21 protein-coding genes are annotated in these 25,795 nt (G+C 51.8%); 15 read left to right on the top strand and 6 right to left on the bottom strand.

All coding sequences use genetic code 11. The features are described 5' to 3' along the window. Window positions 1-196: 196 nt before the first annotated feature. Window positions 197-1,303, bottom strand: a complete 1,107-nt coding sequence (gene rsgA / locus FPL14_RS01295; protein ID WP_229263737.1) for a ribosome small subunit-dependent GTPase A — start codon at window positions 1,301-1,303, stop codon at window positions 197-199. Window positions 1,304-1,818: 515 nt separating this feature from the next. On the opposite strand from rsgA, the gene FPL14_RS01290 reads away from it, so the two are divergent. Both FPL14_RS01290 and FPL14_RS01285 read left to right on the top strand, forming a co-directional pair. After that, a complete protein-coding gene (locus FPL14_RS01290) occupies window positions 1,819-3,279 on the top strand; it encodes an MDR family MFS transporter (protein WP_182301322.1) in 1,461 nt (486 codons plus the stop codon). Window positions 3,280-3,364: 85 nt separating this feature from the next. Next, window positions 3,365-4,609 (top strand): DUF445 domain-containing protein, encoded by a 1,245-nt coding sequence (locus FPL14_RS01285; protein ID WP_182301321.1) that lies wholly within the window; start codon window positions 3,365-3,367, stop codon window positions 4,607-4,609. Window positions 4,610-4,612: 3 nt separating this feature from the next. Here FPL14_RS01285 and FPL14_RS01280 read toward each other — a convergent pair whose 3' ends face one another. Further along, complete coding sequence (locus tag FPL14_RS01280; protein ID WP_182301320.1) at window positions 4,613-5,476, bottom strand: AraC family transcriptional regulator; 864 nt, start codon at window positions 5,474-5,476, stop codon at window positions 4,613-4,615. Window positions 5,477-5,616: 140 nt separating this feature from the next. Here FPL14_RS01280 and FPL14_RS01275 point away from each other — a divergent pair, with 140 nt between their 5' ends. The 6 genes from FPL14_RS01275 (at window position 5,617) to FPL14_RS01250 (ending at window position 12,879) form a co-directional block, all read left to right on the top strand. Further along, window positions 5,617-6,447, top strand: a complete 831-nt coding sequence (locus FPL14_RS01275; RefSeq protein ID WP_182301319.1) for an amidohydrolase family protein — start codon at window positions 5,617-5,619, stop codon at window positions 6,445-6,447. Continuing rightward, window positions 6,444-7,940, top strand: coding sequence for a tagaturonate reductase (locus tag FPL14_RS01270; RefSeq protein ID WP_182301318.1), 1,497 nt, complete (start codon window positions 6,444-6,446; stop codon window positions 7,938-7,940). The genes FPL14_RS01275 and FPL14_RS01270 overlap by 4 nt, the downstream gene beginning before the upstream one ends. Continuing rightward, window positions 7,937-9,430 (top strand): UxaA family hydrolase, encoded by a 1,494-nt coding sequence (locus FPL14_RS01265; RefSeq protein WP_182301317.1) that lies wholly within the window; start codon window positions 7,937-7,939, stop codon window positions 9,428-9,430. The genes FPL14_RS01270 and FPL14_RS01265 overlap by 4 nt, the downstream gene beginning before the upstream one ends. Then, window positions 9,430-10,374 (top strand): aldo/keto reductase, encoded by a 945-nt coding sequence (locus FPL14_RS01260; protein WP_182301316.1) that lies wholly within the window; start codon window positions 9,430-9,432, stop codon window positions 10,372-10,374. Before FPL14_RS01265 ends, FPL14_RS01260 begins: the two co-directional genes overlap by 1 nt. Window positions 10,375-10,389: 15 nt before the next feature. Further along, a complete protein-coding gene (locus FPL14_RS01255) occupies window positions 10,390-11,406 on the top strand; it encodes a zinc-binding alcohol dehydrogenase family protein (protein ID WP_182301315.1) in 1,017 nt (338 codons plus the stop codon). 192 nt (window positions 11,407-11,598) lie between these two features. Then, window positions 11,599-12,879: an ArsB/NhaD family transporter gene (locus FPL14_RS01250; protein WP_182301314.1), complete on the top strand. Its 1,281-nt coding sequence runs from the start codon at window positions 11,599-11,601 to the stop codon at window positions 12,877-12,879. A gap of 53 nt (window positions 12,880-12,932) precedes the next feature. Here FPL14_RS01250 and FPL14_RS01245 read toward each other — a convergent pair whose 3' ends face one another. Further along, a complete protein-coding gene (locus tag FPL14_RS01245) occupies window positions 12,933-13,844 on the bottom strand; it encodes a DMT family transporter (protein ID WP_182301313.1) in 912 nt (303 codons plus the stop codon). A gap of 209 nt (window positions 13,845-14,053) precedes the next feature. Here FPL14_RS01245 and FPL14_RS01240 point away from each other — a divergent pair, with 209 nt between their 5' ends. The 3 genes from FPL14_RS01240 (at window position 14,054) to FPL14_RS01230 (ending at window position 16,692) form a co-directional block, all read left to right on the top strand. Next, a complete protein-coding gene (locus tag FPL14_RS01240; protein WP_182301312.1) occupies window positions 14,054-15,031 on the top strand; it encodes a hypothetical protein in 978 nt (325 codons plus the stop codon). Window positions 15,032-15,205: 174 nt separating this feature from the next. Next, window positions 15,206-16,456, top strand: a complete 1,251-nt coding sequence (locus FPL14_RS01235) for an MFS transporter (RefSeq protein WP_182301311.1) — start codon at window positions 15,206-15,208, stop codon at window positions 16,454-16,456. Window positions 16,457-16,479: 23 nt separating this feature from the next. Continuing rightward, window positions 16,480-16,692, top strand: coding sequence for a hypothetical protein (locus FPL14_RS01230; RefSeq protein WP_182301310.1), 213 nt, complete (start codon window positions 16,480-16,482; stop codon window positions 16,690-16,692). Window positions 16,693-16,694: 2 nt separating this feature from the next. Here the strand turns inward: FPL14_RS01230 and pdxR are convergent, their stop codons facing one another. Together pdxR and FPL14_RS01220 are read right to left on the bottom strand one after the other, a co-directional pair. Next, complete coding sequence (pdxR, locus tag FPL14_RS01225; RefSeq protein ID WP_182301309.1) at window positions 16,695-18,158, bottom strand: MocR-like pyridoxine biosynthesis transcription factor PdxR; 1,464 nt, start codon at window positions 18,156-18,158, stop codon at window positions 16,695-16,697. A 98-nt stretch (window positions 18,159-18,256) separates the two neighbouring features. Continuing rightward, window positions 18,257-19,891: an S-layer homology domain-containing protein gene (locus FPL14_RS01220; protein ID WP_182301308.1), complete on the bottom strand. Its 1,635-nt coding sequence runs from the start codon at window positions 19,889-19,891 to the stop codon at window positions 18,257-18,259. 174 nt (window positions 19,892-20,065) lie between these two features. Here FPL14_RS01220 and FPL14_RS01215 point away from each other — a divergent pair, with 174 nt between their 5' ends. The 4 genes from FPL14_RS01215 (at window position 20,066) to modB (ending at window position 24,578) form a co-directional block, all read left to right on the top strand. Beyond that, a complete protein-coding gene (locus tag FPL14_RS01215; protein ID WP_182301307.1) occupies window positions 20,066-22,012 on the top strand; it encodes an ATP-dependent DNA helicase in 1,947 nt (648 codons plus the stop codon). Window positions 22,013-22,120: 108 nt separating this feature from the next. After that, complete coding sequence (locus FPL14_RS01210) at window positions 22,121-22,666, top strand: NADPH-dependent FMN reductase (protein ID WP_182303792.1); 546 nt, start codon at window positions 22,121-22,123, stop codon at window positions 22,664-22,666. A gap of 443 nt (window positions 22,667-23,109) precedes the next feature. Then, complete coding sequence (gene modA / locus FPL14_RS01205) at window positions 23,110-23,886, top strand: molybdate ABC transporter substrate-binding protein (protein ID WP_182301306.1); 777 nt, start codon at window positions 23,110-23,112, stop codon at window positions 23,884-23,886. A 29-nt stretch (window positions 23,887-23,915) separates the two neighbouring features. Continuing rightward, the gene (gene modB, locus FPL14_RS01200) at window positions 23,916-24,578 is read left to right on the top strand and encodes a molybdate ABC transporter permease subunit (protein WP_182301305.1); all 663 of its coding nucleotides are present in this window, start codon (window positions 23,916-23,918) and stop codon (window positions 24,576-24,578) included. Between the two features lie 70 nt (window positions 24,579-24,648). On the opposite strand, the gene FPL14_RS01195 is transcribed toward modB, so the two are convergent. Beyond that, entirely contained in the window at window positions 24,649-25,599 is a 951-nt protein-coding gene (locus FPL14_RS01195) for a helix-turn-helix transcriptional regulator (RefSeq protein WP_182301304.1), read from the bottom strand. Window positions 25,600-25,795 lie beyond the last annotated feature (196 nt).

Raw genomic sequence — 25,795 nt, 5'->3', positions numbered from 1 at the left:
CTATCCGCGAATTAGCGGAGGTGTGCACCTGATAGACCGCCATCATACAACGCCACACCGCGCACTGGGAGCTATGCTAATCGAGTCAGAAACAGACTATCCGCGTATTAACGAAGGTGAGCACCTTTATCCGAGGTTTTCGACACTTTCACGTCAGCGGAATCAAACTCAAGCCCCCGGCCTCGCTGGACGAACGTCAATCATCCGATAGAAATGCACGCGTATCCGACCGGTTTTTCGACTTGGTTTTCGCGCGAGAAGCTCGCTTACTCGCTTTGGCGTTGACGGAATTTTCTTTGCGGGCAAGATGAGCAAGCTCTCGCGAGGTTTTCTTGTAGTTCGAGAGCCGCTTCGGATCGAGCTCTCCGGCGTTGACCGCTTGGATGACCGCGCATCCGACATCGTGTTCATGCTTGCAGTCGCGGTAACGGCATTGCTTAGCGAGTTCTTCGATATCTGCGAAGGCGTGCTGCCAACCGTCATTGGCTTCCCATAGCTGCAGCTCGCGCATGCCCGGCGTGTCCATCACGAGTGCTCCGTTATCGAGCAAGAATAGCTCGCGATGCGTCGTCGTATGCCTTCCTCTAGCATCGCTTTCCCTGATTCCTTGTACTTCTTGAAGCGATTTGCCCGACAGCCAGTTGAGCAGGGTAGACTTGCCGACCCCCGAAGATCCGGTAATGCCAATCGTAATTCCGGTTTTCAAGTAAGTCGCCAATGCGTCTTTGCCTTGATCGCGATGGGCGCTTATGAAGTGCACCGGCACGCCGGGCGCGGCGTTCTCGACTTCTGCAACGAATCGTTCCGGTTGGTCGCATAAGTCTGACTTCGTGAGCAACACGACCGGCTGCGCTCCGCTTTCCCAAGCCGCGATAAGGTATCTTTCGATTTTGCGAAGGTTGAAATCTTGATTAAGCGCGTTCACGATGAACAGATAGTCCAAGTTCGCCCCGATGATTTGATCCTCGATCGTATTTCCGGCTGCTTTACGAACCATCGCGGTTCGGCGAGGCAAGACCGCATGGATGACGGAACGATTCTCGTTCGGGAGACGATCGACCATGACCCAATCGCCGACGGCAGGATAGTCGCCGCGCTTAGCGGCGTTGAACTCGAATTTTCCGGTTACGTTGGCGCTATGCTCGCCCGATTCCGTCATAACGTTGTACGAGTGGGAGAACTGCGCGATGACGCGAGCCGGAGACAGTCGTTGAAGCTCGTTATTTTGCTGCGAGAGGGTGCGGTCCCAATCGGAATTCCAACCGTAAGCTCGCAAAGTTTCGTTCAAGTGATAAATATGCAAATTAGATAACCCCTTATTTTCGTATTGTTGGACAAACAAAAAACCGCAGGGAATCCCTGCGGCAGTTAAGCTGCGCGTTCACGCCGAACGCGCACAAAAAAACCGCTTAGAGACTCCAAAGTCTCTAAGCGGCACATCACGAATCGCGAATCGATAAGCGAATGTCGCCTGCCGAACCCCGACTAACGTTGCTGCGCAATACTCCGTAGAGACCGAATCTTATGCTCTTCATAACCAATCGACACCGCCGACGCAATCGAAACGTTCAATAAGTTTGACATAGCACATCAGCCTCCTCGTTAATGATGTTGTTATTATAATGATTGAGGAATTTAATGTCAACATTCAAAAAACCTTCAAAGTTACGCCTAAAGGGTAAGTAGGGATACATCGCTAGCCCGATGTCGCGATGGAAAGCGATTCTGTACTATAGATTAAGAAGATAAGTATTTGAAGAAAATAATGTTGAATGATATAGTAAATGTCTATACGTCAACGAATTTGGAGGTACATAAGTGAATACCGCAAACGCAGCTGCGAACTCGCAGCCTAGGGATTTGGGGAATATTAAACGGTTGCCGATCTTGATTACCCTCGTAATCGGCGCGTTTTTCTCCATCCTTAACGAAACATTGTTGAACATTGCTTTAGTTGACCTGACGATCGATCTTAACGTATCGTATACGACGATCCAATGGTTATCGACGAGCTATATGCTTGTCGTAGGGATATTGATCCCGATTTCCGCGTTGCTGGTTCAATGGTTTACGACCAGGCAGATGTTCTTGGGAGCGATGATCTTATTCACCGTCGGAACATTGGTGTGCGCGTTAGCCCCTGAATTTTATGTCCTTCTCATAGGTCGGATTATTCAAGCATTCGGTACGGGGCTCATGCTTCCCGTAATGATGAACACGATTCTCGTGCTATATCCGCCCGAGAAGCGCGGAGCGGCAATGGGAAGTATCGGTCTCGTCATTATGTTCGCACCGGCTATCGGACCGACATTGTCCGGTTTGATTCTGGAGTCGTTCGACTGGCGCTGGTTGTTTTACCTCGTCTTCCCGTTCGGCGTCATTTCAGTCATTATCGCAGCCATTTATTTGAAAAACGTTTCCGACGTAACGAAGCCTAAAGTAGATATACTGTCGATCATCTTGTCCACGATCGGATTCGGGGGCATCGTATATGGCTTCAGCAGCGCGGGCGGAGAGAATACCGGCTGGTCCAGCCCCGAGGTGTACCTAACGCTGATCGTCGGCGGAATATCGTTGCTGCTGTTCGTATGGAGACAACTGTTGTCTAAGGTGCCGATGCTTGATCTTCGTGCATTTAAGTTTCCAATGTTCTCGTTAACCACGGTATTGCTCATCATCGTTATGATGGCGTTGTTCTCCACCTTAATGTTATTGCCCATTTTCCTGCAACAGGGCCTACTGTTCACGGCATTTGCTTCCGGTCTCGTTTTACTTCCGGGGGGCATTCTGAATGGTTTCCTGTCCCCGATCACGGGCAAGCTGTTCGATAAATTCGGACCGCGCGTGCTCGTTATTCCGGGAGCCGCGATTCTTGTCGGAGTTATGTGGTTATTCACGCAGATCGATCTGGAGACGAGCAAAGGAACGATTATTTTATACCACTGCATTATGATGGTCGCCATTTCCATGATCATGATGCCCGCGCAGACGAACAGTCTGAACGAGCTGCCTAGAAAATATTATCCTCACGGGACGGCGATTCTGAACACGTTGCAGCAAGTATCCGGTGCGATCGGCGTCGCCTTCTTCATCAGCATGATGTCGGCGGGAACGAAGGATTATTTATCTAAATCCTCCGATCCTACAGCGCCTACCGAGATGGCCCTCGCGTTAAACGCGGGAATTCACAACGCGTTTTATATCGGGATGATCTTCGCGATCGTCGGGCTCGTGTTGACGTTCTTCGTGAAACGAACGAAAGCTCCGAAAGAGGAATAAGATCCAAATCCAAATTTACACGGAGAAACCGCTGCAGAACATGCGCGGTTTTTCTGCACCTATTCCTTAACGAGGTTTAACGACTATGAGAACAAGATATATCGCCGGCTTATCTCTCGTCACGATGGGCGCGGGTTTCGTTACGACGTTGTTCCTGCCGGAGCACCCGATCGTGGAATTGCTGAAGGGCGGGTTCGAAGCAGGTTTAGTGGGCGGGTTCGCGGACTGGTTCGCGGTGACGGCTCTGTTCCGCCACCCGCTAGGCATCCCGATACCGCATACTTCTCTGCTCCTGAAGAACAGGGATAAGATCGCCAAATCTTTAATCTCCGCGTTGGAGAACGAGCTGCTTAACAAAGAGAGCATTACGCGCAAACTCAAACAGTTTCAGCTGTTAAAAGTTGCCGGATCTGCCGTGGTGAAGCAGGTGAGCAAGCGAAGCAACCGGGTAGGCGTTATTCAGTTTCTGCAGACCCTATTAACTAAGCTGCCACTAGAGTCGCTTGTTCCCCACATTCAATCGGGAATCGTATCCCTGATCCGGCAGACGGATGCAAGTCCGCTCGCGGAGAAGCTGCTTAACACGGCCATGGGAGACCGATGGGAGGAGCGCGCGCTGGATTATGCTCTGAATCAAGGCAGAATATGGGTAAGCAAACCGGAAACCGGATATATGCTCGGTTCGATCGCGCACCAGAAAATGCAGGAAGCCAAAGTCGGCGGTCTTATGGGCTTTGCCGTTCAAGCTTTCGCCGGATTCATGAGCGAGGACAAGCTAGGCACGATGATCCAAAAGCTGCTCCTCTCGGGCATTCAGGATCTAAGCCATTCGGGTAACGCCAGCCGTGAGAAATTACTAGGGGAAATTCGCCATCAGCTGCAACGGGTCGCGGGCGACGAGGAGATGTTGAACCGGGGTAAGCAATGGCTTATCGATAGAGCCGGTCACCCGGACAGCGGGAAGTTTATGCTGGAGCGAATGGAAGGAATCCGATCATCCTTGTTAACCGCATTGGAGAAGGAGAAAGCCGGCGGAGGACGGAAAGTCGTCGCCGTCGTTCGGTATGCGATCCGGAAGCTCCAAGCGGAAAAGGAGCTCGCCGACAACGCGGAGCGCAAAATATTATCGTTCATCGTCGATTTCGTCGAAGCGAATCACTATCGGGTAGGATTGCTGCTCAAAGACAACATCGATCAAATGAACGATAAGGAACTGGTCAAGATGCTGGAGGAAAAAGTCGGCGGCGACCTTCAATGGATCCGGGTCAACGGAGCTTTATGCGGCTTCATCATCGGTTTGATTTTGACGAGTATTCAATGGCTAAGCTGAGGCTTAGCCTTTTCCTCGTTTATAGGCCCCGGGAGTAAGTCCCGTAATTCGCTTGAAGATGCGATGGAAGTGAGGGAGACTCTCGAATCCGCAACGTTCGGCGATCGATCCGATGCTCTCGTCCGTCTCTTGGAGCAGCTCTTTGGCTTGAACGATTCGTTTGGCGTTGACGTAATCGGTGACGTTCATTCCGGTCAGTTGCTTAAACACGCGCGAGAAGTGGGCAGCCGTTACCGAGGCCTGCTGCGCTAACGCGGATAACCCTAAGTCTTCGTCCGGATGGTTAGCTATGTAACCGAGAATATCCTTCATCCATTGGGGACCGATTCTGGAATCCTCATGATCTTCCGGATGGTCGGGAAGCGAATCGCGGTTAACTCGAAGCAGCCATTGCTGCAACTGAAGCGAAACGGCGTGCCGATACCCCGGCTTTTTCAACTCCAGCTCCGATCGGATGTTTTCCAATACGTCTTCCGTGTAACCACGCATTTGCTCCGTCGTCTCGAGTTTATACTGCTTTCTCTTTTTGGCCAGGTCAAAGCAGCGCAAGCCGTTGTAAGAATCATCGTAATTTTCGGTCGAGATCAGGGTCGGCGCGAAAAAAACGGCCGTAGACGTAACCGGCTCAAGCGGATCGGGAAATGCCCGATGGATGGAGTTGCCGGGGATAAGGAACAGGTCGCCCGCGCCCATGTCGTAGAACTTCTGGTCGATGAACAACCTGCCTTTGCCAGCGTATACATAGATCCATTCATAGCGATCGTGAAGATGGTCCGGCAGCTCTCGCTCCGGGCTTTTCGTATCTTTAAATACAAGATCAAAGGGAAATAACGGATCGTTAGAGAACGATTTGCGAACCGGATTCATTCGACAATCCTCCTTCATGCTAGGGGTCTCTTTAAAATATCAAAATAGAGTACAATCGTGCAAATATAAACTCTATTTATGTTAAAAATAGCTGATAAAATAAAAGCATAAGCTTGAAAAGCAAAGGAGAATGCTCGGTTATGAGACTGGATGCCCATCAGCATTTTTGGACCATGTCCCGCAACGATTACGGCTGGATAACGCCCGAGCTGCCCACGCTCTATCGCGATTATTTGCCCGAGCACCTCGTTTCCCATTTGACGGAGCATCGATTGGACGGAACGATTCTCGTGCAAGCCGCGCCTACGATTGAGGAGACGGATTATATTCTTACGCTCGCGGACGAATCCGATACGATCGTCGGAGTCGTCGGGTGGCTGGATTTGAACGACCCGGACCATCGCTCCCATTTCGAACGATTCCGTAGGCACCCCAAATTCGTCGGATTCCGCATAATGATCCAAGAGATGCCGGACGCTTCGAAGATTCTTGAACCGCATTTCGTGAAAGCGCTTCGCTCCTACGCGGAGGAAGATATTCCTATAGATCTGCTTGTCGTGTCCCATCAGCTCGAACCGCTCGCCCGGCTTCTCGATCAAGTACCCGGTTTGCGCGGCGTTATCGATCATATCGGCAAGCCGCGAATCGCCGCCGGCGAGATAGAGCCTTGGTTAAGCCGGATGAAGAGCATTGCCAAGCATCCCGGTATCTATTGCAAGTTGTCCGGAATGGTGACCGAGGCCGATCACGGCAAGTGGGATTCCGGACATTTTACCCCTTATATTCGCCACGCGCTTGAACTATTCGGCCCCGAACGCGTCATGTTCGGCAGCGACTGGCCGGTTTGCTTGCTGTCCGCGAGTTACGATCAAGTGATCGAGATCGTTGAACGAGCGCTGCCGGAAAGCTGGGGCGAACGCGAACGCGCTAGGCTGTTCGGAGAAAACGCGAAGGAGTTCTACAAACGATGAGACAATTAAATCGATCGGCTCTACAAGACGAAGAAGCGAAGCTTCCGAAAGAGACAAGCGCAAGTCCGGTAACGGTGCTGCAGATAGGAGAAGGCAATTTTCTACGCGGATTCTTCGATTGGATGGTTCACGAATCGCGCAAGCAAGGCTTGTTTCAAGGAAGCGTAGCGGTCACGCAGCCCCGTCCTTCGGGGAAACCTAAGATTGACGCACTAGCCGGACAAGACGGCTTATATACGCTTGTCATTCGCGGTCTCGAGAACGGAGCAAGCGTCGAACGCAAAGAGGTGATATCGGTTTTCTCCGAAGCGTTCGATCCCTATGGCGATTGGGCCCGGATGGTCGAATTGGCGGTAAGCCCGGAGTTGCGTTTTATCGTTTCGAATACGACCGAAGCGGGTCTCGTGTATCGGCCGGAAGAGTTAACGGAAGGTGCGCCTATCGTATCGTTTCCCGGCAAAGTCGCGTACTTGCTCTATCGGAGGTACTTAAAGTTCGACGGGGCGGCTGATCGCGGACTTATTCTGCTGCCTTGCGAGCTGTTGGAGAGAAACGGCGACGCGCTTAAGGAGGCCGTACTTAAATACGCGACGGATTGGGAGCTGCCGGAAACCTTCGTGGATTGGGTTCAAAGACACAATCGGTTCCTAAATTCCCTCGTCGACCGGATCGTAACCGGTTACCCGGATCGGGTACAAGCGGAGCAATGGTTCGCGGAATGGGGATACGAGGACGGCTTGCTATGCACGGCGGAGCCTTATCATCTGTGGGCGATCGAAGGCGAGCCCGAGCTGGACGAAGAGCTGCCGTTTAATCGTTCCGGGCTTAACGTGCAATGGGTAGAGGACTTAAAGCCATTCCAGCAACGCAAAGTTCGTATTCTTAACGGGGCGCACACGCTCATGACTCCGATCGGCATTCTGCATGGAGTCGAGCACGTTCGCGAGCTGATGGAGCACGAGAAGCTGGGAGCGTTCGTCCGCTCTACGGTTTATGAGGAGATTATTCCATCGCTTCCGTATCCGGCACGGGAGATGAGAGATTACGCCGACGCCGTGTTCGAACGATATCTAAACCCGTATATTCGCCATCGGCTCGCGGATATCGCGATGAATAGCATCAGCAAGTTTAAGACGCGACTGATTCCTTCGCTCTCTTATTACGCCCAGCGGGGAGAGCGAGTGCCGACCGGCTTGGCGCAAGGACTCGCGGGATTAGTGCGCTATTACCATGTAAAACGCAACGGCGATCAATTCGAAGGCCGGTCGTTGAGCGGACAGCCATATACCGTTCGCGACGACGCGAAGGTGCTGGATACGTTAGCCGGCATATGGGCGGACGCTGAGCATGCGAATGAAGCGCTGATCGCGACCGTAACTCGGATTCTATCGGATGAAACCCTCTGGGGCGAAGATTTGGCGCGTTGGAACGGACTCGCGTCCGAAGTAACGGAAACGTTGGCAGGGTGGACAGCTAAGGAGGAGCAGCAATGAGCGATTGGATAAGATTGTCGGCTAACGATCAAGTGGTGATTGCGCTAAGAGAATTCTCGGCGGGGGAGGTCGTCTTCCTTGAGGACGGATCGAGCTTGACCTTGTCGGGTGACGTGCCGAAAGGGCATAAAATCTTGACCAAACCGGTCGCCGAAGGGCAGGACGTGTTGAAGTTCGGTTATTCGATCGGGAAAGCGAAGGAGGATCTTCCTCCCGGAGTTTGGGTGCACACGCACAATCTTAGAACGGGCTTAAAAGGATTTTTAGACTATCAATACGAGCCGACTCCGCCTGTTACGCAAGCGCAAAAACCGCTCAGACAAACGTTTCAAGGGTATGTGCGCGTCAACGGAGAGATAGGCATCCGCAATGAGATATGGATCATCAACACGGTAGGCTGCATTAACAAAACATGCGAAGTGATCGCGAACCGGGCTAACTCGCTGCATCGGGGAAGAGTGGACGGCGTGTACCACTTCTCTCATCCGTTCGGCTGTTCCCAGCTCGGAGACGATCTGAAGTATACGCAGAAGCTGCTCGCTTCGCTTGTCAACCATCCGAACGCGGCGGGCGTGTTGGTCATCGGCCTTGGCTGCGAGAACAACCAGATCGATGCGTTCAAGCAGGCGATCGGGGAGTTCGACGCGAACCGGATCAAGTTCATGAGATCCCAAGACGTCGAAGATGAACTCGAAGAGGGTCTTGCTCTGATCGAGGAACTTGTCGAATACGCGGAACGGTTCGAGCGCGAGACCGTACCCGCATCCAAGCTGAAGCTAGGCTTGAAGTGCGGAGGCTCCGACGGCTTGTCCGGCATAACGGCGAATCCGCTCGTAGGAACCGTATCGGACAGGCTGATCGCAACGGGAGGCACGGCAATCTTGACCGAAGTGCCCGAAATGTTCGGGGCGGAGACGATTCTGATGAACCGTGCGAAGGACGAGGAAGTGTTCGGGCGGATCGTTTCGCTCGTGAATGACTTCAAGCAATATTTCATTCGCCACGACCAGGAGATCTACGAGAATCCATCTCCTGGCAATAAGGCCGGTGGAATTAGCACGCTGGAAGAGAAATCGTTAGGCTGCACGCAGAAGGGCGGACACTCGATCGTCACCGACGTTATCCCTTACGGCGAGAGGGTTCATAAGGAAGGGCTTAACCTGTTGGAGGCGCCCGGTAACGATCTCGTCTCCGTCACGGCGCTGTCCGCGGGAGGCGCGCATATCGTTCTGTTCACAACGGGCAGGGGAACTCCGTTCGGCGGACCGGTGCCTACAGTCAAGATCTCGACGAACAGCGAGCTTGCCGGCCGCAAGAAAAATTGGATCGATTACGATGCCGGACAGCTTCTGAACGGCAAAGGAATGGATCAATTGACGGAAGAGCTGTGGAACAAACTGCTGGATATCGCTTCAGGGGACGTGCAAACGCACAATGAAGCGAACGGATTCCGCGAAATCGCCATATTCAAGGACGGGGTGATCCTGTAGTGAAGTATCGCGCGCTTGGCCAGACCGGATTGGACGTATCCGTCTTGAGCTTCGGGGCCTCCTCGCTTGGATCGGTGTTCCGCGAGACGAACGAATCGGAAGCGATTCGTACCGTGAATGAAGCGCTGGATTCGGGAATCAATTATATCGACGTGTCTCCCTATTACGGGCTGACGAAGGCGGAGACGGTATTGGGCAAAGCGATCAAGGAGCTTCCTCGCGATCGGTTCTTGTTATCGACAAAAGCCGGACGTTACGGAGTTGACCAGTTCGACTTCAGCGCGAAGCGGATCGCGACAAGCTTGGAAGAGAGCTTTGCCCGGCTGAATACCGACTACGTCGACATTCTCTATCTGCACGATATCGAGTTCGTTTCTTCCGATATTATTCTGGAAGAAGCGATCCCGACGCTGCAACGCTTGAAAGCGGAAGGTAAAATCCGTTACTACGGCATCTGCGGGCTGCCGATCTCCTTGTTCGAGACGTTGCTTCCGCAGATCGAAGTGGACGCGATCATTTCTTATTGCCATTATTCCTTGAACGATACCGCCTTGCTCGGATTGTTGCCGTTGCTGGAGCGGAAAGGGATCGGGCTCGTCAACGCCTCTCCGTTGTCGATGGGATTGCTGAGCGCTCGAGGAACGCCGGACTGGCATCTGGCCAGCCCGGAACTGAAAGCGAAATGCCTGCGCGCGGCGGAACTATGCGCAAGCCGGGGGTTCGATATCGCCAAGCTGGCCGTCCAATATTCGACGGCTAACGAACAGATTCCGACGACTCTCGTCAGTACGGCGAATCCCGTTAACATTCGGAATAACGCGGCGTGGACGGACGAGCCTATCGATGAAGAGTTGCTTAAGGACGTACTGGACATTCTTGAGCCCGTGCATGATTTGACGTGGGTAAGCGGAAGACCGGAATACAACTTTGGAATCAAGACATAGGGGGAGTTGTTTACGATGCGAGGAATCGTGTGCGAAGAAATCGAACGTTTTAACTTAGTGGAAGATCTTCCTGAACCTAACTTCGTGGAGGGGGAAGCCATCGTCCGTATTCGCAGAGTGGGGATTTGCGGAACGGATCTGCACGCCTTCAAGGGCAATCAGCCGTTCTTCACTTACCCGCGCGTGCTTGGACACGAATTGGCGGGCGTTATCGAGCGGATCGGCGACAATGAAGCGGGGCTTGCGGCAGGAGATCAGGTTAGCGTGATCCCTTATATGCATTGCGGTAAGTGCGTGGCTTGCCGGAACGGCAAAACCAATTGCTGTACCTCCATGAGGGTGCTCGGCGTTCATATCGACGGGGGGATGCGGGAGAGGATCTCGGTTCCGGTTACCCATTTGATTCAAACGAACGGCTTGACCTTCGACCAAACGGCGGTATTGGAACCGCTCAGCATCGGAGCGCATGCGGTCAGAAGATCCGGTCTGCTTAAAGGCGAGACCGTGCTTGTCATCGGCGGAGGGCCTATCGGCTTAGGCGTGATGGCGTTCGCCAAATACGCGGGAGCCCGGGTAATCGCGATGGATATTAACGAAGAGAGGCTTGCCTTCTGTCGCGCATGGGCGAACGTAGACGAAACCGTGAATGCCCTCCAGAACCCGCAAGAGAAGCTGGCTGAGCTAACGGGAGGAGACTTCCCGACGGTCGTCTTTGACGCGACAGGGAACGCAAGGTCGATGACGGATGCATTCGGGTTAGTCGCCCATGGCGGCCGGCTCGTGTACGTCGGCTTGGTGAAAGCGGATATCGCCTTTAACGACCCGGAATTCCATAAGCGCGAGCTGACGCTGATGGGAAGCCGCAACGCGACCAAAGAGGACTTCGCCAACGTGTACGACGCGGTGAAGAGCGGCGGCATCGACGTGGACAGCTACATTACGCACCGTTCTTCGTTCGAAGGCATGATCGGCCAATTCGAAACTTGGCTGAAGCCGGAATCGAAAGTCATTAAAGCGATGGTTGAACTATAGACAACAGACCGATTGTTAGGCTATGATAGATCTAATGATGAACTAAATAGGAACAACCGGAGGAGCCTGCCACCAGCAGGCTCTTTTTTGCTATTTTTATAGTTACAATTTGTATCAAACCTGTTGGTGAGCGTGGATGGCTCTGCCGAAATTTGGACATCATGAGGGCATTCCATCTTAAGGAGGATCATTATGGAACAGCAAGCACTATGGGCAATCGGCATCTTTTTAGTTATTTACGCGCTTATCGTCTCGGAAAAAATCCATCGCACGATCGTCGCTATGATCGGAGGCATTTTGATGGTCGCCCTTGGAATCGTAGACCAAGAGACGGCCCTGCATCATATCGACTTCAATACTCTGGGTTTACTGATCGGAATGATGATCATCGTTAGCGTTACGGCGGAAACGGGACTGTTCAAATCGATCGCGGTTTACGCGGCCAAGAAGTCGAAAGGCGAGCCCGTCCGCATCCTCGTCTCGTTGTCGCTTATCACCGCCGTCGGATCCGCTTTCTTGGACAACGTGACGACCGTGCTGCTAATGGTTCCCGTTACGTTTAGCATAACGAGGCAACTGAAGGTCAATCCGATTCCGTTCCTGATTACGCAGATTATGGCATCCAACATCGGGGGAACCGCGACGTTGATCGGAGATCCGCCGAACATCATGATCGGAAGCGCGGTTAAGGAGCTGAGCTTCATGGATTTTATCGTGAATCTTGCCCCTGTCGTAGCCATCGTCATGGTCGTAACGATCCCGATATTCGTCTGGCTATACCGCAAGAGCATTCGTACGACCGACGAGCTCAAGAGAGGAATCATGGAGCTTGACGAGAAAAAAATGATCACCGATTCCAAACTGTTGAACAAATGCTTAATCGTTCTAAGCTTAACGATTGTCGGCTTTTTCACGCATCAGCTGCTTCATCTGGAGTCGGCGACGGTCGCTCTTGCCGGCGCCTTTCTCCTCTTGCTGCTAACCGGAGAACATAAAATGGAGGAAGCGTTCGCCAAAGTCGAGTGGATGACGATCTTTTTCTTCGTCGGTTTGTTCGTGCTCGTATCCGGGTTGGTCGAGACCGGGGTTATCTCGCAGTTGGCCGATAAGGCGATCGAATGGACGGGAGGCGACTTGACGGCGACCTCGATGCTGATCTTATGGCTAAGCGCGATCGCTTCGGCCTTTCTCGATAACATTCCGTTCGTCGCGACGATGATCCCGATGATTCAGGAAATGGGTTTAATGGGTATGGATAACCTAGAACCGCTCTGGTGGAGCTTGGCGCTGGGGGCTTGCTTGGGAGGAAACGGCGCGCTGATTGGAGCTAGCGCCAATCTGATCGTCGCCGGAATGGCTGCTAAGGAAGGTCATCCGATCACGTTCATGAAGTATTTGATGGTCGGTTTTCCGATCATGATCCTTACGGTTATCATTTCGAGCGTATATATTTATTTGAGATATTTGATGTAATCCAGCTAGAAAAGGAGCCGCTCCATAAAACGGAGAGGCTCCTGATTTAAGCCTTATGCGGCTTCGGCCTGCGAATCAACGGCCGGTTTGTCGGCGTACTCCGTTTTCATGTACAGCAGCAAGCCCAAGATGATGAAGGCGCCGCCCGCTAGCTGGAACGTTGTCACCATTTCCCGGAATAGCAGCATCCCGAGCAAGCTCGCGCCGACCGGTTCCGCGAACACCGTAATGGATATCGTAGTCGGTTTCACGTACTGAAGCAGCCAATTGAAGATCATGTGCCCGAATACGGTCGGGACGATCGCCAGCGCCATGAAGATAGCCCACTCCCGCGGGGGAAATCCGACGACCTCATAGCCTACGAAAAGGTTATACGCAGCAAAGCACGCAAAGGCAATCGCGAAGACGATTAAGCTGTACAAATAAGAAGAGACGCGGGTCAGAATACGTTTGGCGATCAGCATGTTCACGGCTACCGCAAGGGTACCGAGGAGCGACAACAGATCTCCCTTAAAAGCGGTACCGGATAAGCTTATGTCTCCGGAACCGACGAAGAACGCTCCGACCAGCGCCAGCGTCAGCCCTAGTAAGGCAATCTTCCCGATTCTGTCTTTGAAGACGAAGTACGCGCCGATCAAGACGAATACGGGCTCCAATGCCAGAATAATCGTCGAACTCGCAATGGACGTATAGTTCAGCGATTCCATCCATAACAAGAAATGCAGAGCAAGGAAAAATCCGGCTAATCCGAGCAGTGTCCAATCTTTGCGCGAGATCGAGCGCATCGTTCGCAGTTGGCGGGTTCCGAATGGAAGCATGATGACGACGGTGAATAACATGCGATACATTCCTTGCACGGCAACCGGCGCGTCGGAGTACCGAACGAAGATCGGGGCGAAGGATATGGCGATCATGCCTACGATTAAGGGGATGAGCGTTGGGATAGGCGGCGATGATTTGTTCACGGGCAATTCACTTCCTGTTCTAAGGTGCAATTAAGCTATTGTAAAGCCGCGGTTAGGAAAGATCAACCCGCGCGAAGGTGTAAAAAGTTTGCAGTTTAGATACATTCGGAGATTAAGAGGATACAACTATTTTTTATACTCATCTTAGCTTCCGGAAATAGAGTCGACTTGGACTTAATCTACCGGAAAGGACATGAGGAGGATAACGCATGGATAAAAGTTGGACGAACAAGAATACGCCGATCGTCTACAAATCCCGTCGCAAGACAACGATGACGATTGCCGCGATCGCCGCTTTATCGTTGTCGATTCAACTCGCGTCCGTGGCCGCGGCAAGGTCGCCGTCGGCGACCGCGAGCATGCAATCGGCGGCAGCGATTAGCGGAACGGCATCTACGAAGACGGTAAACGCGTTCGAAGCTTACTTGAGCAAAGATCAGCTTCCCGCCGCGATCGCTTATTTGAAAGCTCATATCGGCGAAGTCACGACGTCGCAAGCAACCGTAATGGTGCTTCATTTGGAGAATGCTCTCAAAAAACGATTGCCTGTGATACAGAAGCGCTTCGAGCAGAGCGCCGTGCAATCCGGAATCGGCAAAGCGTACAAGAGGGGAGCGACATTCGATGACGTCATCTCGCGCACGAAAGATTCGAATTTAAAAGCGTTATTGAAGGAAACCAGGGACAGCGGTTATAAGCTCGAGACGGCGGAAGGGTTCTATTATCCGGTTATCGATTATGCCGCATTCAGAACGTATTCCGTCAGCGTCAACCCCGATATCGATGATTACATCGCGATCATGGCGACGGAGTCCGATCAGCCGAAAGTCAAGGACGCCGCGCTCGTCATCGGGTATCAGCAACTCGTTAACCGCGCGTTAGCCCAGGAGAGGTTTCTGGCAAAGTATGCGTATTCCAATCGCGCTCCGCATATTCGGAATCTATTCCGCAGCTATGAGCTTCTAACGTTCTATGGCGTCAATAACACGCCGTTGTTCGAGTACGGCAGCCAAAAGATCCAACCGAACGCGCTGCGCGGGTACAACGGCATGTTGGCTTGGAATAACGCCAAGCTTAGTCCGTATTTAACCAAGCTGCAGGAATTCATGGATTTGGTCGCGGACAACGAGAACAGGCTGACCGAAGAAGTGGAGAAGTTCCGCCAATCCCATTATCCGATTCGCTAGATCGGCCGTCCGGTTGCAATAATTCATCCTATAAGTCCTGCCGAGAATAACTCGGCAGGCTTTTTTGTTGTCTCTTCGATTATTTTTTTGTAGACAATAATAATATTTGTTTGTATATTAATAAACGAATAAACAATTTGTTTATAATAATTATTAGAAAGGAAGCAGGTTTAAATGTTCGCCAATCGTTACGTAAGAACAATCGTACTGTCTAGTTTTTTGCTGCAATTAGGAATTTGGGTCAGGAATTTCGCAATCCTACTGTATATCACCGACATCACGAACAACGACGAGTTATCCGTCTCGTTGATCTCCGTCGCGGAGTTCGCTCCGATTTTCTTGTTCGCTATCATCGGGGGGACGTTCGCGGACAGGTGGAGGCCCAAGCGCACGATGGTTGCCAGCGACTTCTTGTCGGCCGCGTCCATCGTCGCCGTAATGTTAGTTCTGGCATACGGTTCATGGAAAGCTTTGTTTTTCGCGACGCTGGTGTCAGCCATCATGTCTCAATTCTCGCAGCCTTCGGCGATGAAGCTGTTCAAGCAGCATGTGCCGCAAGAGCAATTGCAAAGCGTCATGGCGATGTTCCAATCGATGATGGCTTTCTTCATGGTGATCGGTCCGATTATCGGCGCGTTTATTTATGCTCAATTCGGTATTGAAGTGTCTCTAGGCGTGATGGGAGCGATGTTTGTCTGTTCGGGACTGGTTCTTATGTCTCTTCCGAAAGACGCAGAGGTGCAAAGAGCGAATAAAGGCAACAGTTTCGCGCAAGATTTGAAGGACGGATTCGGGTACGTGTTCAAGAATCGCGAGCTAAGGACGCTCGGGGGGACGTTCATCGTATCCGGTTTTGCGGTCGGTTTGATTCAACCTCTAATGATCTTCATAACGATAGAGAATTTAGGCCAGGACAAATCGCATCTTCAGTGGCTGCTTACGGCGAACGGAGCGGCGATGTTAGCCGGGGGCGCGGTCATTATGAGTCTGGCGAAAAAGGTTCAACCGCAGTTACTGCTTATGATCGGATTGCTGGCGAGCACGATCGGAACGTTCGGCATAGGGTGGTCGACGAGCATCGTTCTGACCTTGCTGTTTCAGGTCATCAATGGTTTCTGTTATCCAATGATCCATATCGGGATGAACACCTTGATCATGAAAAACACGAAAGCCGAATTCATCGGACGGGTAGGAGGCGTGCTTACGCCTATGTTCATGGGGATGATGGTCATCGGAATGTCGCTGGGCGGCGCATGGAAAGAGGTTTCGTCGCTGATGTTCGTATTCGGTTCGGCGGCTATGCTGTTCCTTGTCGGCGCGCTCTTGATTAGTACGCTCCTACGCAAAAAAGACCACGTCCAAATTGGAGTGGATGGTTCGCAAATTTCCGAAATGGATGGTGTCAGACGCGGACAAAACGGTTAAAATGAGCACAAAGGAAGGTGCTTATGATGACCACGAACATTTTATTGATCGCAACTTTAATTATAATGGCCGTTGCCGTCGTATTGACGATAAAGATCGGTACGTCTATCGGGAACAAAGAAGGCAACAGCACCTATTCCGCCAATCCGGGACGCAAACTCGGCAGGCTGTTATCCTACTACCTTATCGTAATCGTAGCTGTATTGATCGTATTTATCGTGATCATGCGCGGTTGAATTCAGCGCGGCTTGTTCGCTGTAGCTGAATTCAACGAGCGAAAGGCTTCGGCGAATTTCCGGATTCCTTGCGGGATCAGCAAGTCGTCCACCTTGCTGTACGTAAGCCGGACTCGGCGGGACGACGAGCCTAGCGTCGAACCCGGCGTGAAGACGACGCCATTGTCGATCGCCAGGTTAAATAACTTCAGCTCATCCCATTCCCCGGGCAGTTCGCACCACAGATGGATTCCCCCGAGCGGGGCTTGGAAACGAACTTCGTCGCCAAGCTCCGCTCGCAGTGCGTTTACCGTCAACTCAAGCTTTGACAGCAACCCGGTTCTTAGCTTTGTCAGATGGTTGTCCAATTCCCCGGAGGAGAGAAGCTGCGAGGCTATCCACTGCGGGATATTGGAGTGTCCGAAATCCAATTGCTGCTTGGCATCCGTCAGCCGTTGAATTACCGATTGCGGCCCCGTAATCCAGCCGATGCGAAGACCGGAAGATACGATCTTGGACAAGGAACTTACATAGAGCACGGAGCCATCCTGATCCATCGACTTCAAGGTGCTCCTCGTATCGTGATCGTAGCTTGTCAGGCTATACGGATCGTCTTCCACGATGGCAATTCCGTATTTCGTGGAAATCTCCAACAAACGTTTCCTTCGTTCGTAGCTAAGGGTAGTTCCGGTCGGATTGTGGAAGATCGGGTTGACGAACACCATCTTGATCCTGTGCTGTTTATATAGAGATACGATTTGTTCGGGATCGATTCCATTCCGTTCAACCGGCAAGCGGTACGTTCTAAGCCCGGCGGAATGGAAAATCGGCAACGAGTAACAATAGGAAGGGTCCTCGATCGCGATGGCGTCACCCGGCTGCAGGAGGCACTGAATGATAAGCTGCAAAGCCTGCTGGGCACCGGAAGTAACCAGTACGGAAGAGGCGGTGGACGGAATGTGCCGGTATTGCCGCAAGTGCTCCGAAATGGTTTCCCTCAGTCTTAGATTTCCTTGAATGTGTTCGTAGCCCAGGTATTGGCTCAATTCGAGCTGGCTGTGCGCTTCCTGCATGAGCTTGACCGGGAACAAATCGGGGCTTAGTTCGCCGATCGCAAAGTTGAGATAAGGCTTGTCCGTGCCGACGATTTTGTGAATTTGCCTCGTGATCGGATCGTTAAGGTGACGCATGCCGCCTTTAACGTATTCTTCCCAATTCGGCACCCGTTTCACGTTGCCTTCTTCGTTCTTCTGCAAAGTAACGACGGTGCCGAATCCTTTCACTCTCTTGACGATGCCTAGCGAGTTCAATTGGTCGTAAGCGGAGATGATCGTGCTTCGGTTAACGTCGAGAAGAGCCGCTAGCGCCCGTTCCGACGGCAGGGAACTGCCCGAGGGATATTCGCCGTTCAAGATTCGAGTCTCGAAATAATCGGAAATCTGTATATATACCGGGACTTGCAACGACTTATCGGGTTTCCACTCCATGTTGCGGTTGCGCCTCCTGATTTTCGCGTGTCGTGCATATCCCAATGATTATAGCACAACGATCCCCGGCGAATCCCCTCATCGGATGTTCCGTTTCCTTATTGAAACCGATAATCGGCAAACCTCATGGCGTTCCGCACGCTAGTCCACATGTCAACGCTCTCGCCGCCCATGTACCAGTAGCCGTAACCGGCAATGGAATGAGCCTCCCCGAGCTTGATTTTCCGAGTCATGGAACGTCCGTCTTCTACCCATAAGCTGTGTTGCACGCCGTTTTGGCGATACTCGGCCGTATACTGTCCAAGCTTTTCATTCCATACGGGCTTAAGCCGATTAGCCTGCAAGAGACTGTTCTGATCGATGAGACTCCAGTCGGAGGAATGGACGCCGTAAGCGTTCGTAACCCAGTCTCTCGTGTAGAACGGGAGGGCGAGTATCGTTTTGCTCGCGGGAACGCGGGAGAGGAGTTTCCGTAAACCCGACTCGAGCCAAGGCAGAGAGGAGACGGATCCCGCCTCCGGCGCTCCGCCCCAATGCTCGTCATACCCCATTAAGACGAGGTAATCCGCGTTCTGTCCTAGAGCGGAATAATCGAACGCTTCCGTCCAATCCGTCCCTAAATCCGGAGATACGTTAACCGATAGCACGGCTTTAAGTTTGCGTAAGGCTTCAGATAATTCCTTAATGAACAAAGTTAACGTTTCCCGATCTTGGGGGTCTACATTCTCGAAGTCAATATTCATTCCATCGATTCCGTACCGTTTGACGGCGTCCGATAACGTAGCGATGAACTCGGTGCGAGTGGAAGAGGCGGATAACATGAGATGGGTATTCGCCATGTCTGACCGGTTGCCTAACATGGCCCATACTTTTTTGCCGCGCTGGTGCGCCCAAGTCAACAGCGAAGGGTCCGTGTAATCGTCTAAACCGCCGGATTTCCCGAGGAAAAACCAGCGAGGCGACAACGTATTAACGGCAGAAGTCGCAACCTGTTGTTCGAATTGCTTGGTCGTCTGTCCGTATTGCCATCCAAGCTGAACGCTATCTTCCGGTTGCAGCTTGATTTGATCCGCCCATTGTTCCCGCTGAAGCACTCGGTCCAGAAGCACAGCGGCTTCTTGTCTGGTGATCGCGGATTGCGGACGGAAGTTGCCCCGTTCGTCTCCTTTCATTAATTCGATCTGAACCAAGCGAGAGACGAACGGCACGGCCCATGAAGAGATCTGTTGCCGATCCGCAAACGGCTTCGTATAGATATCGGTTCCATCCGACGAGCTTGCTTCGGTTTGGTTCAAAGCTCGAGCCAGCAAGGCTGCAGCTTCTTGCCTTGTTACTTCTTGGGCAGGCGCGAACCGGGTAGAAGAGGCTCCTTGAACGAAGCTTAATTGAATGCCGGCTTGTACCCAGCCATAATACCAAACGGTCTTAGGTACGTCTTCGAAGCCGGCAATCGCGCTGGATACCGGCGATAAGGACAGTAATCGACCAAGCATCGCGACGAATTCCGCTCTCGTGATCGCTTTCCGAGGCTCGAACTTGCGTTGCCCCGTACCGCTGACGATATTCAGCTGCGAGAGATGTAAAATGGCTTCCGTGGCGTAATTAGCCGCGATATCGTCGAAGGGGAGTTGGGAACTTGCGCTAGACGCGGAGACGCGATTAGGATGAGCGAAACTAGTAAATGCTATAAGGACGGCGAGCAGGGTGCTGCCTATGTACCTCGAATGCCGCATATGACGATCGACCCGCTTTCTAAATAAACGATAGAGTAGAAACCATTCTTCTATCGTACTGAATTCGCCAGACGAGTCCTATGTTCAATTATTGGCAATCGCAAAATGGCTTTGCTTTTCGCGGGCGATCGTGTGATAATGGCACGGACAACATGAAGTGGAGGCATTTTCCTATTGAGCCGGTATCCTTTTGAATACGAGCATTCGAAACCGTTTCTGCAGCAGGTCGGGGAATGGGTTGCGGATGTTTTTTACGACATTTTGCCCGAAGCGGGCTTCGAAGTTCGCGACGAGCAAATTTATATGGCATTCCAGCTGGAACGCGCCTTCGCGGAGAAGCAGACGATTTTCGCGGAAGCGGGAGTCGGTACGGGCAAAACGTTGGTTTATTTGCTGTACGCGATCTGTTATGCCCGGTATCATCGCAAACCCGTGATCGTGGCTTGCGCGGACGAGTCGTTAATCGAACAGCTTGTGAAGCCGGAAGGCGACATCGCCAAGCTTGCCCGGCATTTGGAGCTCGTTATCGACGCTAGATTGGGCAAATCCCAGGACCGATACCTCTGTCTGGCAAAGCTGGAGCATGCGCGAACGGAATACGTGGACGTCGAATTGTATAACGCTTTATATCAAGAGCTGCCATCGTTCGTCCATAAGAGCGAAGGCATGCAGTCGTTTTATGCTTACGGCGATAGGAAGCAATATCCGCATCTCAACGACGTCCAATGGGATAGAATCAATTGGGATCCCTATCAGGATTGTTTCGTCTGCGATAAGCGCCACCGCTGCGGGCAAACGTTGTCCAGAGAGCATTATCGCCAATCGACTGATTTGATTATTTGCTCACACGATTTCTACATGGAGCATGTATGGACGTATGAAGGGCGGAAGAGAGAAGGCCAGCTTCCGTTGCTGCCTGACCATTGCGCCGTTATTTTCGACGAAGGGCATCTATTGGAGTCTGCAGCGCAGAAAGCGTTAACGTATCGAGTTAAGCACTCTATATTCGAAGAGCTGATCACCCGATTGCTGAAAAACGATATCCGCGAGTCTCTGGCCGTCTTGATCGACGAAGCGATCGATGGCAGCGAAGCGATGTTCGAGCTGCTCGAGCGTCAGAGCGTGGCTGTCCCGGGTTCCGATCGGCGGCAGATCGTCTTGAACGATCAGCTCTTGAAGCAGGTGTCCCGGCTCCGTTCGGCATTGGACGGAATCGAAGAAGAGCTGGTGTTCGAGAGCGAGCTGTTTAACTTGGACGGTTATCAGCTTCGCATCGTGGAAGAGCATCTGGAGATGATGCAGAAGGCGCTGAGTTTATTCCAGAACTCGAATTCGTTGATTTGCTGGGCGACGGAAAGCCCGACGGGCCTTACGCTCGTCATCATGCCGAAGGCCGTTAAGGAAGTGCTGCGCGAGCGGGTATTCTCCGCGAAGATGCCGGTCGTGTTCTCTTCGGCGACTTTGTCCGTTAACGGCTCGTTCGACTTCTTGGCTTACAGTCTCGGCATCGAGAACTATTTATCCTTCAGCGTCGATTCTCCTTACGAATACGAGAGCCGGATGGAAGTGCTCGCGCCTAAGTGGAATAACGGGGCAACTTTCGGGGAGAAAATGAAGACAGCCGTCAAGATGCTGCAAAGAACCGAAGGGAGAGCATTGATTCTATTCCCTTCGAGAGAAGAACTCAAATTGTTCAAAGAAGCAATTGTCTCATATGCGGAAGTGGCCGGCATGAACTTCGGCTTCGAAGGGGATCGGGAGATTAGCCATCTGATCGCGGATTTTCAGCGGGAAGAGACAAGCGTTCTATGCGCGGTTACGTTGTGGGAAGGGTTGGACGTTCCCGGGCCTTCCTTATCTAACGTAATTGTATGGTCGCTTCCTTTTCCCCCGCAAGATCCGGTGTTCGCCTCGAAGCGCCAAGAAGCGGATTCCCCATACGATGAGGTCGATTTGCCTTATATGCTGCTTCGGTTGAAGCAAGGGATCGGACGCTTGATTCGCACGCGGGAAGACTCTGGAATAATCGTCATTCTGAGCGAACAAATCCACACGGATGCGCTTTTGAGGGAACAAATTCAGGCGCTGTTGCCGGAGGGCGTCGAGTTAAAGGCCGACTGACGACCATTTGTTCTTTTGTTCTCAAATGATTTGTTCTTTATACGTTCGCGGTGCTAAAATAGAAATAGAATCTATTGGAATCGAACAAGAGGAGGTAGTGATCGAATGCTGAAAATCACCGTACTTATCGGAAGTCTTAGACAAGGTTCCTACAATTTGCAATTGGCTCATACGATGAAGGAACGCTACATCAACAAAATAGACCTAGAAATCGCGGACATTCGATCTCTTCCGTTTTTCGATCAAGACATCGAGTTGAATCCGCCGCAAGTCGTGAAGGAGCTGTTGGGCAAGGTGGCGACCGCTGACGGAGTATTCATCATTACTCCGGAATACAACTGGTCTGTTCCCGGAGTGCTCAAGAACGCGATCGATTGGTTGTCTCGCTTAGACAAGGTGTTAATCGGCAAACCCGTGTTGACGGCAGGGGTATCGCCGGGAATGATGGGAACGATCCGAGCGCAGCTTCATCTGCGTGAAATATTGGCCAGCCCGGGCATTCAAGCGAAGCTGCTTCCGCCTGCAGGCAATGAGATATATATCAGCTCTGCCGGATTGAAGTTCGACGAGACGACAAGCCGGCTCGTTGACGAATCAACTTTGCGTTTTATCGACCGCGTAATGGACAAGTTTATCGAGTTCGCCCAAAAATAAGGCTAACGATAGAGAAGGTTCTTGCTATTTTTCGTTCGTAAGTGACAAGTGGTTTCAAAGTGCGGTTACAGGACTAACACTTCTGTGCCCGCACTTTTTTGTTGTTTCCTCATTTGCGACTTCTTAGTTCTCCTTTTGCACGAGAAACGACGAAGGCACTTTTTTGGCCTTGGTGACTCGAGAATGGCTAGCGCAGTTCAAAAAAGGCATATGCATACTTGCGTGTTGTGAAGTGCTAATCCAAAATTCATATGTAACTAAATAGGTCTAGTTATAATCGAAATGACGAATAATGACAAAAAATAATCAAATATGTTGTGACTTTTATTACTGAATATAATTAATTATATATAACCATATCTAAATAGGTTTAAAACTGAAAATAAATATGATATGCTCCTACCGATCAAGACATTATAATAGATAGGTAAAGGAGATTAGGTATGTTGAGAAAAGTTATGCACTTCGGCTTTGCTATCGTTTTGCTTGCAGGAATGCTAGCTTTACCTGCAGCCCCGGCGAACGCGGCGTCCAAAACGACGTTGCTCGTGTCCGCGGCGGCAAGCTTGAAAGATAGCCTTGACGAGATCGAGAAGAACTACGAAAAAGCGCACCCGGACGTCGATCTGCAATTTAATTTAGGTTCTTCCGGTACTCTTCAGAAACAGATCGAGCAGGGAGCTCCCGCGGATTTGTTCCTATCCGCGGGCCAGAAGCAAATGGATGCACTGGTCGACGGCAAACTCGTGTCCAAGAGCAAGCTGTTGCTCAAGAATGATCTTGTACTGATCGTTCCTAGCGACTCTGCCGCCACGATCAATTCCGTGAAAGAGCTGACGGGCAAGGCTATCGAGCGGATTGCGATCGGACAACCGGAATCCGTACCTGCAGGGCAGTATGCCAAAGAAACGTTAACCGTGCGCAAAGTATGGGAGCCGCTGCAGGATAAACTCGTCTATGCCAAAGACGTTCGCCAAGTCTTGACTTACGTGGAGAGCGGCAACGTCGATGCGGGGTTCGTCTATCGCACGGATGCCCTTGCTTCCAATAAAGTCAAAATCGCGTTCAAAGTTCATTCCTTTGCGCATAAGCCGATCGTCTATCCGGCGGCCGTGCTTAAGCAAACCAAGAATGAAAAAGAAGCGAATGCTTTCTACGATTACCTGCAATCCAGCGAGGCCAAGGCCGTATTCGTCAAATTCGGATTTAAATTACCTTAACATCAGTCAGTAAACGAGGTGTATGAACGTTGGACGGGCAATCCTTTTTCGACCCGATCATTTTGTCGGTGAAAATATCGGCGATCGCAAGCGTCATCGTGTTCGGCCTAGCAGCCTTGTTCGCGCGATGGATGGCGAGGGCGAGGTTCTTCGGCAAGAGCTTGGTCGAAACGCTGCTGCTGCTGCCGCTGGTGTTGCCGCCAACGGTCATAGGCTTCATTCTACTTGTCGCCTTAGGCCGACGGAGTTTGATCGGAGAATGGTACGAGAAGCTGTTTAACGGTCCTATCCTGTTTACCTGGGGAGTGGCCGTCTTGGCCGCGATCGTGATCGCGTTTCCTCTGGCTTACCGTACGATGAGGGCGGGCTTCGAAGGCGTCGATCGCGACTTGGAGGACGCGGCTAGAGCGCAAGGGGCATCGGAATGGCAAGTATTCCGCTACGTGACGATGCCGCTCGCGGCGAACGCATTGCGCGCCGGTTACGTACTAGGTTTCGCCCGCGCTCTAGGAGAGTTCGGGGCGACGTTAATGGTCGCCGGCAATATTCCGGGGCGGACCCAGACAATACCGACGGCCATCTACGTCGCCGTTGACGGAGGAAGCATGAGGCTGGCTTGGCTATGGGCCGCCGTCATGATTCTGCTGGCGTTCGTCATGTTGCTCGTAGCCAATCGATATTCCAAATCGTAAACGGAAAGCCCTTCGCGCATGATAGAGAGCGCGAAGGGCTTTGTTGTTCATCGCATAACGTAACCATAGATTAAGTATCCAGTAAGATTTGTCCCGTCTGGGAAAGATCGTAGCCTTGAATCATTTGCAGCTCGCTTTTGAAGCTCTCGGACCGAATGATCGCTAACACGGATTCGATCCATTGCGCGTTGTCCGGTCGCTTCAGCATGACGAGATCGTACTTTTCCTGGATGAGCGGGATGAAGTCTATCCCCCCGACGAGTTGGGCGGCTTTCTCGATCCCAACCCCCGCATCCGCCTCCCCCGAAGCGACTCTGCCCGCGACCGCGAGATGAGTATTCTCCTCGTGCTCATAGCCACCTAACCGTGAGGCTTGGTAATCGCGAATCCTCAGCTGCTCGTCCAACAAGACGCGAGCCCCCGAGCCTTTTTCCCGGTTGACGATACGCACGCCGGGTTTCGCCAAATCTTCCCAATCCGAGATCTTTTTCGGATTTCCTTTCTTGACGTACAGGCCGGCGGAACGCGACAACAGCCGCGCGACGACGTAAGACTGCCCGACGAAGAGTTTACGTATGTAAGGCAGATTATATTGTCCGCTATCCCCGTCCAGCAGGTGAGTGCTTACGATATCCGCTTCCCCGCGATACATCGAGACTAGGCTGTCCATGCTTCCATTATAGGAACGGAGAGGGCGAATTCCCGCCGAATGCTTCTCCATATGTTTCGATAGAATGTCCAGGCTAATATCTTGTCCGGTAATGACGAGCGGCCTCTCGATGCTTAGAGATCCCGGCACTGGCTTCGCCGCTTGCGGCAGACGCAGCGGCGCGGTTTGCTCGCTTACGGCTCCCCCTTTGGAACGAAGCTTAAACGCTTCAAGATCCGCCGCGTCGACACGCATCTGTTTGCCTACCCGGTAGGAGGGAAGCTCGCCTTTTTTCAGCAGATCATAGACGGTCAGTTTGGATATTTTGAGCAATTTCGCGACTTCCTCGGTCGTATAAGACTCGTTGGCCATCTTTACCCTCCGCGCAAGGCTAGCTTTTTCCAATCAGTATATCATAAGGAGGCGAGCAAGAAGATTAACGAATTATCGATTGTGAAAAATATGTCCAGATTAACATATGTAAACATTGACATAAAACTCAAAAGAGAGTATTTTATTTCGTATGCGAAATATTCTGTTGCGAATAATAACCGGAAAGCAGAGAGGG

The sequence above is a fragment of the Cohnella cholangitidis genome, from assembly GCF_014107495.1.
Lineage (GTDB): Bacteria > Bacillota > Bacilli > Paenibacillales > Paenibacillaceae > Cohnella > Cohnella cholangitidis.
The sequence above is the reverse complement of the archived record's forward strand: the minus strand, read 5'-3'. Positions and strand labels throughout refer to the sequence as shown.